This window comes from Sulfuricurvum sp., assembly GCF_023250475.1.
In the GTDB taxonomy this organism is placed as follows: domain Bacteria; phylum Campylobacterota; class Campylobacteria; order Campylobacterales; family Sulfurimonadaceae; genus Sulfuricurvum.
The window spans coordinates 1-14,818 of the sequence record NZ_JAHFAQ010000048.1; the positions used below are offsets into that span (position 1 = coordinate 1).

The following is a 14,818-nucleotide window of genomic DNA, read 5'->3' on the forward strand; positions in this document are numbered from 1 at the left end:
TGGAAGGGGAATAGATCGATTCCGGCATTGCTTGGAATATTTTGAAAAGGGTGTTTAGCCTTTCAGAATCCAATGTACGGGTCTGTTCAAAATTTTCGATATTTTGGAGTGCCTGATCACAAGTTTCACTGCCGAAAATAATAATTGCCTCCGGGGCGCTGTTGGCAACATACGAGAGGGCAAGTTCTCCTCTGGTAAGAGCAAGCTCATCCGCAACCGCATCGAGCTGTGTCACCAAAACACCCGAACCCGGAACTTTTGTCTCCGCCGTTTTCGAATCAAGCAGTAAAAGTCCCTGTAAAAAAATACTACGGATAAAAAGCAGTTTGTTATTGGTTTTAGCCTTCTCAATCCACCCCAGAGAGATAGCCCTTTGGTCAAACAGATTGAAAGGGATTTGAATAATATCGACCCAAGGATTGGCAACCGCTTTTGAAAATTCTTCATCCGTATAGATAGAGACGCCGACATTATCTGTGTATTTTTCTTTAATATAACCCATTTTAAGGGCAAATTCCGGACCATTATCGAGCAAAACCGAATCATGGAGCAATACGGCAAACATTCTATCCAGATTGAGTCTTTGACGTGAGTTTTCTAAAATATCAGGGTTAGAGAGAAGCTCTTGCGAAGAAATTTTTGTAATGACATAAAATTTCTCCTCACTATGACGAAAAAAATCGCCGAGAACCTGTTCGCTGTTTCCATAGGCAATCGCCGTATCAAAACAGTTGATCCCCTTTTCGGTTACAGCCGCAAGAATTTTATTCGATTCTTCGGATGAAGGCTGCCCTTGTGTGTTTGCGATACCGTATTGTAATCCCAACTGTACGGTTCCCAGACATAAACCCGAGAGGGTATGATCATTCCATTGTATCTGTTTCATTGTAGACGATATATCGACATTTTGCAGGCATATTTCAAATGATATCCTCCCATTTTAGGGGATCACCGAATTTCAGAGGATACGCTGCTTTTTTCCCGATGATTTCTTTTAAATATTTGGGAGGCAACCCAAATCCGGGTCGCACAGAGCGGATATTCTCACTACTAAAAACTTCCCCTTCGGCAATCTCTTCGGCAATAAAAAGGCTGCGGGAAAACTCACGCGATTGTAAGCTTTTCGCACTTAACTCATACGTCACACGTCCGAGCAGTTTTTCCGTATCACGTACCGCATCGACCATCGCCTTGAACTCATGAGGTTCCAGACTGAAAGAGCTGTCGGCACCCCCCATATTCCTATCCAAAATAAAATGTTTCTCAATAACCCTCGCGCCCAATGCAACAGCAGCCACAGGAGCACTCAAGCTCATCGTATGGTCACTCAACCCTACCGTCACTCCGAAACGATCCACCATATCGGCGATGGTAAGGAGATTCATCTCCTCCAATGCGGCAGGATATGCCGAAGTACATTTAAGAAGAGTAATCTGGTTATTGCCTACACGCCGGCACGCATCGATGGTATCTTCGATATCACTCAACGTTGCAATACCCGTAGAAATAATGATCGGTTTCCCTTTCGCCGCTGCATATTCGATCAGAGGGATATCGGTAATCTCAAAGCTGGCAATTTTATAGGCAGGCACCTCCAGATCGGATAGGAAATCGACGGCGCTGGAATCAAAAGGGGATGAAAATGCTTCCATTCCAAGATTTTTAGCGTGATCGAAAAGTATCTTGTGCCACTCCCAAGGTGTCATTGCTTCGGCGTAAAGATCATGAAATTTTCGTTTGTCCCATTGCGTCCCCTGAGAAATTGTGAACATGTCACTGTCGCAATTGAGGGTAATCGTATCGGGAGTATAGGTTTGAAGCTTGATCGCATCGGCACCTGAAGCTTTCATTGCCGTAATTGTTTCAAGTGCCGTGTCTAAAGAGCCGTTGTGGTTAGCGGAGAGTTCGGCGATAATAAATGTCGCTCCGCTCTCAAGATCAAATTTCCCGAATTTCATTGGAGAACTCTTTCGTAATTAGGATTTTTTTCGCAAACAGTAGATAACTTCCGGGGAATACCCCTCAATGATATTGCACTCCTCATTGATCAGTTTAACCGCCAGCTGATTAATTGGTGCCGTATAGGAAGGTGTCCCTTCCGATAAATATGCGTTCATGACACGAGAAACAAAATAGTAGGTACTTTGAAAATCAACCATTTTAACGATATCAAAATAGCGTGTCACACTCTCCATAAAATCACTCGTCAAATACCGATTGAATTCATGAACTTTTATCGCATCAAGATTCAATTTTTCTCGTACTTCATTCGTCCTCTGCAAAGGCTCTTCAAAACATTCCGTCATTAGATAGATGCCGTTCGGAGTCAAAAGATCATAGATATTTTTAAGCACTTTTTCACGCTCTGAATCGGCTTCAAGGTTAATCAGGAGACGTTTGGTTATGACCGCATCAAAATTTCCCCCCAGAGTTTTGCCCAGATCAGGTTGTGTCGCATCCAAATGATAAAACGACATATCTTGATATTTTGGATCACGCTCTTTTAATGTGTTGGCGGCGGTGATCATCCCCTCGGTAAAATCTGAACCGACAAGCTTGCCTGCAAGACCGTTGTCACGGAGAAAAGACAAAAGCCGTCCGTTGCCACATCCTAAATCGCATACGGTATCATTGGGATTTAACAGCGATCGGATGGTTTGGAGTTCAAGATCTTCCGATAACGTATCGAAATTAACGGCATTGACCGATTGACCGAACTGATCGGCTTGCTTATCCCAAAACTCTTTATTAAACTGCATACTTTTTCTCCGATTTGATTTTAGAAGTGTACTTTGACAAAATGGCCGGATCGAACGTTTCCAAGATACGATAGCCGCTCTTGTGTAAATATTGAACCATATCGTCTTGGTTGCTTGCTGTTTTAATCGCAATGAACGGAATATCCATATAAAGGACTTCGTGCACCATAACACTCGGCGTGATTATGGCTAGATGACTTTGGTGTAGAAGTTTTGCTACCTGATCAGAATCTACGTGCAGCGCAATATTTTTTTTCCCATCCACATACCTTTCCAATTCGTGTAAATGAATATTTGCGGATGTCGTTACAACACAAATTTCTAAAGAGTCGCTCAATATTTTTAAAATCTCGGAGGTACTGTTGGTCGGGTCGCTTCCCCCCATGGAGACGAAAAGATCATAAATTTTTTCTCTGTTCATCTGTTTTTCTTTTCTAAACTCATCCCGTATCAGCGTATACTCCGCTCCGCATCGAAGTTCACAGTGGGGCGGAACCAACCCGCTATAGCGTTGAGGATCGGCAGAAATATTGTGGTTAAGAAGGATATCGCAATAATGGGGCTGATAGGTATCATCCAAACTCAATACGATAACGCCTGTTTGTTCTTTAATCTGTTGTTCAAAAAGAGCGTCTATTCCGTAGTGATCAAAAATAACCATTTCAATATTCAGAGCAACGATTAACTCGGATAATTCTGCAGGATTATTGGAAGAGAGGATATGAACCGGATAGGGAATACGGTTCATGATATTACCCTCTAACTCTCGACAGGCGAATGTGATAACAGCATCGGGATAGTGCTGTGCCAGGACAATGTCACGCATAATATGCCCCAGTCCGATTTGACTCGAAGAATCCGCACGGATAAGGAGATTTTTACATGATGATTCAGGATTCTCCATCAGAATCCTTTTAAAAACCGGATCCGCGATGTGCGTAGGTATTAAGTACTTCCAGTACCGTATTAGTCACATTTTCCGCATCAAACAAACTCATTTTCTGATGGCAGGGGATAGAGAGTTCCGAGCGGTAAAAAAGTTCAGCGTTGTTCAGCCGAAGGGCTCCGAACCGTTCCGTATAAAAGCTATTTTGGTAAATCGGTTTATAGTGCACCTGCACCCCGAGTCCTCTATTATGTAATTCAGAGAAAATATCTTCTTTGACACAATGAAGTTCCGGAGTGAGAAGCAACGGATAAAGATGACGGGCACTTTGATAGGTCGGATCGATAGGAATCGTACTCAATAGGTTGTTATTTTCAAAATACTCGTCGTAATATCGAGCAATATTCTCACGTACATTAATAAAACGATCCAGCTTATTCAGCTGTGACAAGCCCAATGCTGCGGCAAACTCCGTAATACGAAAGTTATACCCCAAGGAAACCATGTCGGAAGTCCAAAGCTCTTTTTTGACTATACCGTGTGAACGGAACAATCGAAGTTTTTGTGCCAATTCCTCATTGTCGGTAACAACAGCTCCCCCTTCTCCGGTCGTAATCGGTTTGATGGCGTGAAAGCTAAAGATTGTCATATCGGCGAATGAACCGATTTTTTGTCCGTTAATATCGCTCCCCAATGCATGGGAGGCATCTTCGATAACAAGCAGCCCATGCTTTTTGGCGATAGCATTGATCGCCCCAACGGCAACGGGTTTTCCGGCAAAATCGACGGGAACAATAGCCTTGGTTCGCGGAGTGATCAAAGTTTCAATCAGCGTCTCGTCGATATTGCCGTCCATTTTTACATCGCAAAAAATCGGTACAGCCCCCACTGCGATTGCCATATTAGAGGTAGCGACAAAGCTGATCGGAGTGGTAATAATCTCATCGTTTTTGCCGATTCCGGCACTTGCGTACGCAGCATGTAATGCTGAAGTAGCAGAATTAAAAGTAATGCAATATCGTGCACCGACGTAACGGGCTAGCGCTTCCTCAAACTCTTCGACTTTAGCACCTTGAGTCAGATGAGAACTTTTGAGTACCTCAACTACGGCAGCGATGTCATCCTCTTCAATCAACTGGGTCGAATACGGAAGCATTACTACTTCTCCTCATCTTGGGTCAGAGCAATTTTTTCAAGGAGCTCCTCCGGAGTTAGCCACTGCGTATTGGTTTCAGAGCTGTATTTAAACCCATAATCAACAGGTTTCCCTTCCTCGCCGCAATTATTACGGCTAAAGTCAGCGGCTTCGGTGAATTGGATGGTCGGTTTGATCACATAATGGTCATGAAATTCAACCGTAAGATGCGAATCATCACGCGGACACATCACTTCATGCATTTTTTCACCCGGACGGATACCAACTTGTTTATGGGGAAGGTTGGGGGCAATAGCACGGGCTACATCCACCACTTTCATTGAAGGAATTTTAGGGATAAAGGTTTCTCCGCCATGCATACGTTCAAAATTCTTCAGTACAAAATCTACCCCTTCTTGAAGGGTAATCCAAAACCGTGTCATCCGATCATCGGTAATGGGAAGCTCTGTGGCACCTTGTGAAATCAGTTTTTGGAAAAAAGGGACGACCGAGCCGCGTGAGCCTAAAACATTGCCGTAACGGACTACCGCAAACCGGATATCTTTTCCGCCTCGGATATTGTTAGCCGCAACAAAAAGTTTATCAGAGGCCAACTTGGTAGCACCGTAAAGGTTGATGGGACTGGCAGCTTTATCGGTGGAGAGAGCTATCACCCTTCGTACACCGCAATGCAATGCGGCATCGATCACATTTTGGGCACCGTTAATATTGGTTTTGATGCATTCCATCGGATTATATTCGGCAATAGGAACATGCTTAAGCGCTGCGGCATGGACGACATAATCAACGCCGTTCATCGCACTTTCCAGCCGTTGAAGATCTCTCACATCCCCGATAAAATAGCGCATGCACGGATCATTGAACCGTTGTTCCATCTCGTATTGTTTAAGTTCATCGCGGGAATATATAATGATTTTATTGGGTCGGTAAAGTTTTAAAATAGTTTTAACAAATTGTTTGCCGAAACTTCCGGTTCCACCGGTGATGAGAATATTTTTTCCGTTGAGCATGCCATTAACTCCTCTTCACAGTTAACACTATAAAGCAATTTTAATGCCAAAAGAAAAAGTATTCAAATATTTGTTAATTACTACTATTTGACATTGCGCTGATTTGTTGCTGCAAAGAGGAAAACTGGTTATTGAGCTTACTTATAATCGAATCATACGCCGCAAAACGAGCCGTCATCGTGTCGTAACGTGCGGTAAGAAGGGCGCTTGATCGAGCTCTCTCGGTATTCAGTGCTGTTGTCTCATTTTTAGACGCTTCCGTGAGGGTACTCATAAGCCCGCCCGAACCGGTATACGAATCCATCAATGCATTAAGATTCCCGAAAACACCTTCCGTATACGTACCGGATGCACTCGTCGAACCGCTAAAAAATGCTTCGAGAGCAGTGGGATCTGCACTCATTTTCGCATCAAACTCACTTTGGGTAAACGTCATAACCCCAGCTTGTGTCAACCCAACCCCGTATTGGGCCAATGATTGCCCTTTTGAGTCCATTGATGTCATCATCTTTGTAACTTCACGCTTGATGGCTTTAATGGTATTGTCACCGTTGAAAATTCCCACTTTGCCGTTCGTCAGATCACTAAGGGTCATATCGTCGAGCTGTTTAATAAGGGTATTGTAACTGGTGGCTAAATTTTTTACTTCATTACTAATAGCAGCCGTATTTTGGGAAATACCGATATTAGCACTCCCTCCACTTTGTAGCAGATTGATGGTAACCCCGACAACCAGATCATCTACTGAATTGGAAGCTCTCGTAATCGTAATTCCATTGTATTTAAACGTAGCATCACTACCGGTTTGAATACTTTGTATTCCGGTAGGATTAGTTGATGCATCATACGCTTTTAATTCATTATTCATTGTTCCGCCGACAGAATCCGAAAGGGTAACATTCTGATTTGCCCCCGTCTCTTTGGACGTTAGCACAAGATGATATTCACTCGCCCCTGTCTGCAGAATCGACGCTGTGACTTTTGCTCCTGCCGCAGTGTTAATCGAATCTCTAAGATCAAGCAAACTGGTAGTGTTGGTATAGCTGATATTAAAATTTGAACCGTCAACCGACAAACTCATCGTCCCTGATCCGCTCGATATTTTTGCCGTTTCGGATGAAAATGAACCTGACTCCAAGATCCCTTTTTTAGCCATTACCGTATCGGTAACCGAAAAGCTCTGAATGTCACTACCGGAGAGTGCAGTAACACTCACGGCATCATTATTCCCCGAAACATTTCTTTTTTGGTACAGTGTATCATCCGCCAGGGTGCTGGCATTTGACTTAAAAGAGCTCAACAAACTGCTCAAGAGGTCTAATGCGCTCGCTTTTTGCGCTTGAGTCGTAATTTTTTTGTCAATGGGGGTAATCATATTGGCGGTATCGTTAGCTTTAAGCTTATCAATAACATCCGCCGTCAAAACACTTGAACCGATACCGAGTGAGCTAACAGTCCCTGCCATCACAAATCCTTTTTACTCTATATTTAGTGCAATCTATATCGACCGAAACGGCCAAATATTTAATAAACACCCCTAAGCAAAAAAAGTTCCCGTTACTGTTTTTTTGTTATTCCGAACCGTTGTGAGCGAATGGTCATTTCAGTAACACATATCCCCTCTCGAGTGTCAAGCAGATATTGAACCGCTTGTGCGATATCGGAGGTAAGAAGTTTGGTATCATCTTCTTTTCCGACACCGAATCTAAACCCGTCAAAAAAGGGCGTTTCCGTCATATCGGGATTGATTGTGACCACTTTGACTCCGCTGTTGCGCGTCTCTTCAAAAAGGGTAAGTCCGAATGCCCGAAGCCCGGCTTTGGTTGCGCTGTAGAGGGCAGAAAACTTGGAATGTCGGGTTGCTTCGATACTGGTGATATTTACTATTATCCCTTTGGACTTTTTCAAGGGGCGCATCAACGCATTTGCGAGTAAAATAGGGGTTGTCAGATTAAGGGCGATCATATCGGTGATCGTTTTAGAACTGAGTTCCTCATGGGGCTCAAATTTTCCGAATCCTGCGGCATTTACGAGTATTTCCAAATCTTCAAGCTCTATCAATTTTTTTTGAAGGATATCGACCACCGCCAAATCGCTCAAGTCACAGGGCAAATGTTCAAAAAGGGGATGATGGATATCTCCTCTTCGACGGCTCAGCCCTATAACGTTGTATCCGTTTTTAAGTAGCACCTGCGCTATCGCTTCACCGATCCCGGAACTCGTTCCTGTTACAATTGCCGTTGCCATGTTCTGATCCTCTCTTTCGGTAAATACTGGTGTGCTTTTGCCATCAGCGTCTCTAAAATATAGGTTTCAATGGCTTCCGGATAAGTCGCCATCTCATCGCTCACCGAATACGGGTAAAAAGCGACATCGCTTCGGCGAAGTTTTTTCAGGGCTCGAAGGTGGTTTTGACTCATACGGAAGCTCCCTAATGTGAGATGTTCGATTGCATTAGGATCAATCGTAGCGAAAATTGTCTCTATAAGCTTTGGATAAAGTATATCAAAGTTTTCCGTATAGATGACCGGATCGATACACAGTCTCACATTCCACCCTGCAGCAATCGCTTCTTCTGCCGCATTGAGCCGTTTTTCGATGCTTGGGGTAGCGTGTTCGTAAGTGTTGATAATCTCTTGGGGAGAGAGGGTCCATGCCAGCGTTACCCTCGGACTGGGGGTAGTGTTTTTAAGGGCTTTGAAATTGGCGCTCTTTGTTCGGATTTCAAGATGAAGATGCTCATGCTCTACGGCAAATTCAAGCCATCTGAGTGTTTGATGTGTTAGTGATTCTATGGCCATTGTATCGGTATCATACGACGTCGCGACGAGGGTATCTTTCCCTAAATAGGGGCGCAGTTGCTCAAAGGCATCTTCGAGATTGACAAACAGCACCGTGTTAGCCGATGGATAAAGTCCTTGTAAATAGCAATAATCGCAATCATACAAACACCCCATAACACTGGAAGCATAAAAGAACTGCTCTGTACCGAAACCGTCGCTGTACTGGCTCCCCTCATGCAGAAACTTCCCCTCTTTACGGGCTAGAATCAATTTTTTGGAGCCGCTTTGCGCCGCGAAACTCTGTGCAGGCCGGTTAAATACCTCTTTGTAATGATCGATCAGGATAACCTGCGAGTCGGCAAACTTGGCCCGTATCCTTTGCGTTTGAGGGTGTTCCAGCACACCGCGCTCAATGTAGAGGTGGGAAAAAAGCTTAGGCGGTGAGGGAGGAGATGAGCTTTTCAAGCAATAGACTCCTTTCGCGTTTGGAGTTAGGAATGTGCAGATTCAAAGAGAGCGGTTTATCTTTGTGCTTGAGTCGAAAGTACGTGAGGGCATCTTCGAGGGCATCGCTTTGACTTTTAGTAAAATGGTCTTTAAGTATCTCGATCTCATCTCGTTCACCTGCGGAAAATAAAAGGGTTGGTTTCGGTATTGCTTTGAGGCTTGAAATGAGACTATCCAACATATTTACATGAGCATGCAAAAGGGCTATAACCCCCTCTTTCGTCACACTCTCGGGGGTACAATGATCGGAAACGATTTTGACATACGCCATTTGATGAAGCTTACAAAAGCGTGATGCGGCTTGAAAAACCCCGCTGCTCTCCATATCGACCGGATAGTCACAGAGGGTTGATTGGGGTGTACCGACACAACGGATCGACGTTTCACGAAGGGAATGGGTGAAAAGAATATCAGGGTAATAGTGCCGATCTTCATCAATGATTTGATGAATCAAAAGCGCTTCACCGATTAGATAATCCGAAGGTGCTCCGCAGATTCCGATATTGATCAAGATATCTTCTTCTTTGGGAATCCGCCATCCCATCAAGGCACTTACCGCCATCAGAGCATTGGTTTTCCCCATCCCGCATACCAGTAATACCATCGCATCATTTCGATAGAGGGTAAACGGGAGCGACCTATCCCGTTTGAGGCAATAATGCTCACATATAGGTCTGGCTTCGGCGTCGAGTGCAGTAATGAAGTAAATCATAAATTTATTATAGCACCATCTTGCATTTGCAGGTTTAAACGGCTATAATTCGCCAACTCTTCTAGACCTGTGCAAGGGCGTGGATGGACAGCGTGTCAGGGTAGGAATACAGCAGCACACCCTTCCATGTTTTGTGCCGCAGGTATCTGGGAGAGCCCCTTTTCTTAACCTCTTTTTACTTTATCCCCGAATTTTTTCATAAACTTCTCTAGCTTTGGTGCAATCACGACATGACAGTATCCCTGCGTCGAATGCTCTGTGTAATAATCTTGATGATACCCTTCAGCCGCAAAAAATTCCGGAGCAGAGGAGAGTTCCGTTACGATAGGATCACTCCAACTTTTTTGCGCATCTGCGAGAGAGCGTTCGGCAATCTCTTTTTGAGCTTCATCGTAATAGTAAATGACGGAGCGGTATTGCGTCCCGCGGTCAGCTCCTTGGGCATTAAGGGTGGTCGGATCATGAATCGCCCAAAATATCTCCAAAATATCCGCATACGAAATGACGTCAGAATCATACGTGATCTCAACCACCTCCGCATGCCCTGTAGCTCCGCTGCACACTTGCTCATAACTAGGATTTTTACGCGCCCCTCCAGCGTATCCGCTGAGTGCGCTCTGAACCCCATTAAGACGATTATAGACCGCTTCGATACACCAAAAACATCCACCGCCCACTAAAGCTTTTTCCATGATTTACGCTCTTTCTCTTTTTTAGAGTGATTATCTACCCATTCCACTGTAAGGGTGTTGAATAAAGAGGATTGCTTTGAGCCTTTAAGTTACCGTGCCGTAACACTTCACCGATACACTGACGTTTATAAAATCTAAAAAAGGAGACCCCAATGGAAAAAATGACACCGTTAGAAAAAACACTTGTCAAAAAACTACGCCGATCCAAACGCGCCAGCTGGATGGTTGATTAATACCGTACGATAGAGCTCACAGTGAGCCGTATCTGCTTCCTCTCTTCAAATATTCTAGGCTATTTTTCTTGGCTCCCGATTAAGCCGAATCTCAAAACAAGCCCCTTTGCTCGTATTATAAACACTCAGCTTTCCTAAAAAATGTTTCTCAATAATCGTTTTTGCCATGTATAGCCCGATTCCCGTCCCTTGAGATTCAAATTTGGTGGTAAAGTAAGGATCAAATATCTTGTCGATAATCGACGCATCAATCCCGCCCCCCGTATCTTCGATGCTAATCGTACAGTAACGCTCGTCTGTCACACACCGGATGCGGATAAGGCGTTCATTTCCTCGACGCTGTTCAATCGCTTCACGGGCATTATTGACCAAATTAATCAACACCTGCTTGAGCTCGTTAGGGTAAACTAAAACTTCTATGGAAGGATCGATTTCCCGCTCCACCGTTATTTTCTTGCGTACCAACAAAGGCCCCAACAAAGCTTCGACATCATTGATAAGGGCATTAATATTGACTGCGATTTGACTGCGGTCTTGTTTGAAGAAATTTCGAAAATCATCAATTGTCTGTGACATGTATTCGATTTGGGCTTCGGCGATTTCAATCACTTTTCCGGATTCGCCCTTCCCGCCCAATGCACAACTGAGATTTAACCGTGTCATCGAGAGCCCCAAAATATTCAGCGGTTGGCGCCATTGATGGGCGATCGATTCGAGCATCGAACCGATTTCAGCCATTTTCGCTTGCTGCATCAACAGTTTTTCCTGCTTCCGATTTTTTTCAACGGCCTTATCGATCTCATCTTGAAGCCGTTGATTAAAGGTTTCGAGTTCACCGGTTCGTTGACGTACCAATACATCCAATCGATGATTTTTATAGGTCACTAAAATAAATAATAGCGCCATAAATCCGGCTATTCCCCACACTAAGCGGTAATTAATGGGCTCATCATGTTCCATTGCAAGCCAATGTCCATGTATCTCATCGTATTCTGCGGGGGTAATAGAAGCCAAAACCTTATCGGAGATAGTGGCCATTATCCCCCAATCCTTCCGAAAAGCAAATGCAAGGTCATACCGAAACGGTGTCTCTCCGACCACTTTGATATTTTTTAGATTGTGCTGTTCTATCAAATAGCTTACAATACTCAAACCTTCAATACAGGCATACGCTTCACCGGAAGCCACTTTTTTAAGGGCTTCGAGAGAGTTATCCGCCAAAACCGGAATGACCTTAGGATAATAGATACGGAGATATTCCTCACTGGCATAAGAGCGGACAACGGCGACTTTTTTTCCGTTCAAATCGTTTAAATCATTAACGTATCCGACTTTTGAATTGGTGACGATAACCATTGTTTGTTTTAAATACGGGCGGCTAAAGGCCATACTCTCATTTCGGTTATCGGTAATTGCCGCCGCGGAGAGCATATCCAGTTCTCTATTGTTAACCGCACGAATCGAATCGCTCCAAAGCGGTCGGCTATAATCAACCTCAAAACGGACTCCCAACCGTTTTTCAAGAAGATGCAGATACGATGCACTAATTCCCGTATGCCTCCCTTTTTCATCAACGGATTCAATAGGAGGCCAATTGTGGTCTATTCCGACACGAATCACAGGGTGGGTCTTAAGCCACTCTTTTTCCTGCTCGGTTAAATGGAGTTTGTCATGCTTATAGAGCAAAGGTTCAAAGCTGGGGATTGCTTTAATTACCCCCATCAGTCGATACCCCTGCGCAATCATCTCCAGACGAATCGGATCAATCGTTCCAAAAGGGGTATTTGCTCGGAAGGCAAGCGCTTTAAGGACCTTCCCCTCATAAATTAACGCTTCGAGAGATTTATGCTGCGGATTGTAGTTTCGATAGATCATGGCAGCTGTCTCTTCAATATGATCAAACGCCCAGAGCCATCCCCTCATCGATGCATCGTAAAAAGCCTCTGATCGTTCAGGATGGTGAAGGGTCTCTTCTTTGCTTGTAAATAGAATATCGCTGTAGTAATTAAATCCGTACTCCTTCGGATCAATCGAATGGGTTTCTATCCCTGATTGTTTCAAAATAAAAGGCTCATTCGAAATATAGGCAACCATGGCGTCGGTTTCACCGCGAGCCAACGACATCGGATCAAAGGAGTGGGGCTGTACTTTCAAATCGTTTGTTTTCAAGCCGACACTTCTGAGCATAGCTTGAACCTCAGCCCATTGAACCATATCATCGGTTAGCATGACACGTCGATTCTTTAAATCTTTGGCACTGTTAATATTGCTATCTTGACACGTCAGCAAAACCATAGGGGAGGATTGATAAACAGCCGCCATTAAAACAATGGGAGCACCGTTAATATAATTCACAATTAAAGAGGAGTGACCGACTCCGTACTGCGCCTTTCCATCCAAAACGCTTTTTAGCGATGCCTCTTTCTTATCCGCATCCAAGATGGTGACATCCAAGCCCGCATCCGAGTAATACCCTTTTTGCTTCGCTACATAATACCCCGCAAACTGGAATTGATGAAGCCACGGCAACTGGAGCGTCACCGACTCGTTCGACCATGCAAGCGAGATCAAAAAAATGGATAAAAGGAGCATCTTTTTCATACTAAGAGTGTATCCAAAGAATTATGTTTTCATACTTAGAACCCTTTAGGCTAGAGTTCGATAAAATTCTTTTTTATTTTTATTGCACAAGGTCTCTGCTATGTCGGTCAAAAACACTCTTCTTGAAACTATCTCCCGTCGTCCCCTCATCATTGACGGTGCTATGGGAACCCAGCTTCAAGAGCGTGCCGACCGTATTCCCGAAAGTGCTTGGGAGAATCTTGAGGGGTGTAATGAGCTCCTCAATGTCACCGCTCCTGAAGTCATGAGCGATATTTTTCACGCCTACCTGACCGCCGGAGCCGATCTGATTACTACGAACACTTTCGGCTCGTTCAGCTGGGTTTTGGAAGAGTACGGGATTGGACACCGCGCTTATGAACTCTCCCGCGCGGGGGCAGAAGTTTGTAAAGCAGAGTGCGACAAGTTCTCTACTCCCGAGCATCCCCGCTTTGTACTCGGCTCGATCGGACCGGGAACCAAGCTCCCCTCTCTCGGACATATTCACTACGATGAGATGTTTGAGGGGTATCTGGAGTGCTGTCTGGGACTTATCGACGGTGGATGCGATATATTTCTTTTAGAAACCTGTCAAGATCCGTTACAGATTAAAGCGGCTCTCCATGCCTGTGAAGCGGCGAATAAAGAGCGTTCTGCGGCTTTGCCGATTATGGTTTCGGTCACCATAGAGCTTGCCGGAAGTATGCTCATAGGAACCGATGCGCAAACGATTGCTACGATTATGGAGCCGTTCGACATTATCAGTCTCGGATTCAACTGCGGCACGGGACCGGAACAATACGGCAAACACATTAGAACCCTCTCCGACGTATGGGGAAAACCGATCTCCGTTCATGCCAATGCGGGACTTCCGCAAAATCGCGGAGGCTATTCGTACTACCCGATGGGACCGGATGAATTTGCACAGCTTCAATCTGATTTTTTGGCGTATGATGGAGTCAGTTTCCTCGGCGGATGCTGCGGAACTACCCCTCAGCATATCCGTGCACTGGTGAACAAAGTTTCCACCATCACGCCGAAAAAACCAAGCGGAGAAACACCCCCCTCTATCGCATCGCTGTTTAATAGCGTCGAACTTATCCAAACACCCTCACCCTTGCTGATCGGAGAACGCTCCAACTCGACCGGGTCGAAAGCGTTTCGCGAACTGATCATTGCGAGCGATTATGAGGGAACTCTGAGTGTCGCTCAGGCTCAAGTGCGTGACGGCGCCCATTGTCTCGATGTCAACGTCGAATTTGCGGGGCGTGACGGTGCGGTCGATATGGCACACGTCATGAGACTCTACAACCAAAAAATCCCCATCCCTCTCATGCCCGATGCGACACGGGTCAATACAATGGAAGAGGCGCTCAAATGCATCGGCGGAAAACCGATTATTAACTCGGTCAACCTCGAAGACGGCGAAGAGCGTTTAGATGCGATCTGTTCGCTTGCCAAAAAATTTGGAACGGCCTT

General features: G+C 44.8%; 13 protein-coding genes and 1 other RNA gene. 2 read left to right on the forward strand and 12 right to left on the reverse strand.

The features are described 5' to 3' along the window. From Q0C19_RS06070 to Q0C19_RS06115, 10 genes are all read right to left on the reverse strand, one after another. On the reverse strand, window positions 1-886 hold an 886-nt coding region (locus tag Q0C19_RS06070), incomplete at its 3' end, for an aldo/keto reductase (RefSeq protein WP_295053913.1). Between the two features lie 34 nt (window positions 887-920). After that, window positions 921-1,958, reverse strand: coding sequence for a pseudaminic acid synthase (pseI, locus tag Q0C19_RS06075; RefSeq protein WP_295053915.1), 1,038 nt, complete (start codon window positions 1,956-1,958; stop codon window positions 921-923). Window positions 1,959-1,976: 18 nt separating this feature from the next. After that, window positions 1,977-2,759, reverse strand: a complete 783-nt coding sequence (locus Q0C19_RS06080; protein ID WP_295053917.1) for a class I SAM-dependent methyltransferase — start codon at window positions 2,757-2,759, stop codon at window positions 1,977-1,979. Continuing rightward, the gene (pseG, locus tag Q0C19_RS06085) at window positions 2,749-3,663 is read right to left on the reverse strand and encodes a UDP-2,4-diacetamido-2,4,6-trideoxy-beta-L-altropyranose hydrolase (RefSeq protein WP_295053920.1); all 915 of its coding nucleotides are present in this window, start codon (window positions 3,661-3,663) and stop codon (window positions 2,749-2,751) included. Before pseG ends, Q0C19_RS06080 begins: the two co-directional genes overlap by 11 nt. Before the next feature lie 10 nt (window positions 3,664-3,673). Beyond that, window positions 3,674-4,801 carry a UDP-4-amino-4,6-dideoxy-N-acetyl-beta-L-altrosamine transaminase gene (gene pseC / locus Q0C19_RS06090; protein WP_295053923.1) on the reverse strand — a complete coding sequence of 376 codons (1,128 nt, stop codon included), beginning with the start codon at window positions 4,799-4,801 and terminating at the stop codon, window positions 3,674-3,676. Between the two features lie 2 nt (window positions 4,802-4,803). After that, window positions 4,804-5,811, reverse strand: coding sequence for a UDP-N-acetylglucosamine 4,6-dehydratase (inverting) (gene pseB / locus Q0C19_RS06095; RefSeq protein ID WP_295053925.1), 1,008 nt, complete (start codon window positions 5,809-5,811; stop codon window positions 4,804-4,806). A gap of 73 nt (window positions 5,812-5,884) precedes the next feature. Further along, window positions 5,885-7,276 (reverse strand): flagellar filament capping protein FliD, encoded by a 1,392-nt coding sequence (fliD, locus tag Q0C19_RS06100; protein WP_295053928.1) that lies wholly within the window; start codon window positions 7,274-7,276, stop codon window positions 5,885-5,887. A gap of 92 nt (window positions 7,277-7,368) precedes the next feature. Further along, window positions 7,369-8,058, reverse strand: coding sequence for an SDR family NAD(P)-dependent oxidoreductase (locus Q0C19_RS06105; RefSeq protein ID WP_295053930.1), 690 nt, complete (start codon window positions 8,056-8,058; stop codon window positions 7,369-7,371). Then, window positions 8,040-9,059 (reverse strand): spore photoproduct lyase family protein, encoded by a 1,020-nt coding sequence (locus tag Q0C19_RS06110; protein WP_295053933.1) that lies wholly within the window; start codon window positions 9,057-9,059, stop codon window positions 8,040-8,042. The genes Q0C19_RS06105 and Q0C19_RS06110 overlap by 19 nt, the downstream gene beginning before the upstream one ends. After that, complete coding sequence (locus tag Q0C19_RS06115; protein ID WP_295053936.1) at window positions 9,028-9,813, reverse strand: hypothetical protein; 786 nt, start codon at window positions 9,811-9,813, stop codon at window positions 9,028-9,030. The genes Q0C19_RS06110 and Q0C19_RS06115 overlap by 32 nt, the downstream gene beginning before the upstream one ends. 58 nt (window positions 9,814-9,871) lie before the next feature. Here Q0C19_RS06115 and ffs point away from each other — a divergent pair. Beyond that, window positions 9,872-9,969: signal recognition particle sRNA small type (gene ffs / locus Q0C19_RS06120), an RNA gene on the forward strand. Between the two features lie 8 nt (window positions 9,970-9,977). On the opposite strand, the gene msrA is transcribed toward ffs, so the two are convergent. Together msrA and Q0C19_RS06130 are read right to left on the reverse strand one after the other, a co-directional pair. Beyond that, window positions 9,978-10,505 (reverse strand): peptide-methionine (S)-S-oxide reductase MsrA, encoded by a 528-nt coding sequence (gene msrA, locus Q0C19_RS06125; protein WP_295053938.1) that lies wholly within the window; start codon window positions 10,503-10,505, stop codon window positions 9,978-9,980. Window positions 10,506-10,792: 287 nt separating this feature from the next. Further along, window positions 10,793-13,339 carry an ABC transporter substrate-binding protein gene (locus Q0C19_RS06130; RefSeq protein WP_295053941.1) on the reverse strand — a complete coding sequence of 849 codons (2,547 nt, stop codon included), beginning with the start codon at window positions 13,337-13,339 and terminating at the stop codon, window positions 10,793-10,795. Window positions 13,340-13,439: 100 nt separating this feature from the next. On the opposite strand from Q0C19_RS06130, the gene Q0C19_RS06135 reads away from it, so the two are divergent. Further along, window positions 13,440-14,818: homocysteine S-methyltransferase family protein (locus tag Q0C19_RS06135; protein WP_295053944.1), on the forward strand; the 1,379-nt coding region annotated here is incomplete at its 3' end.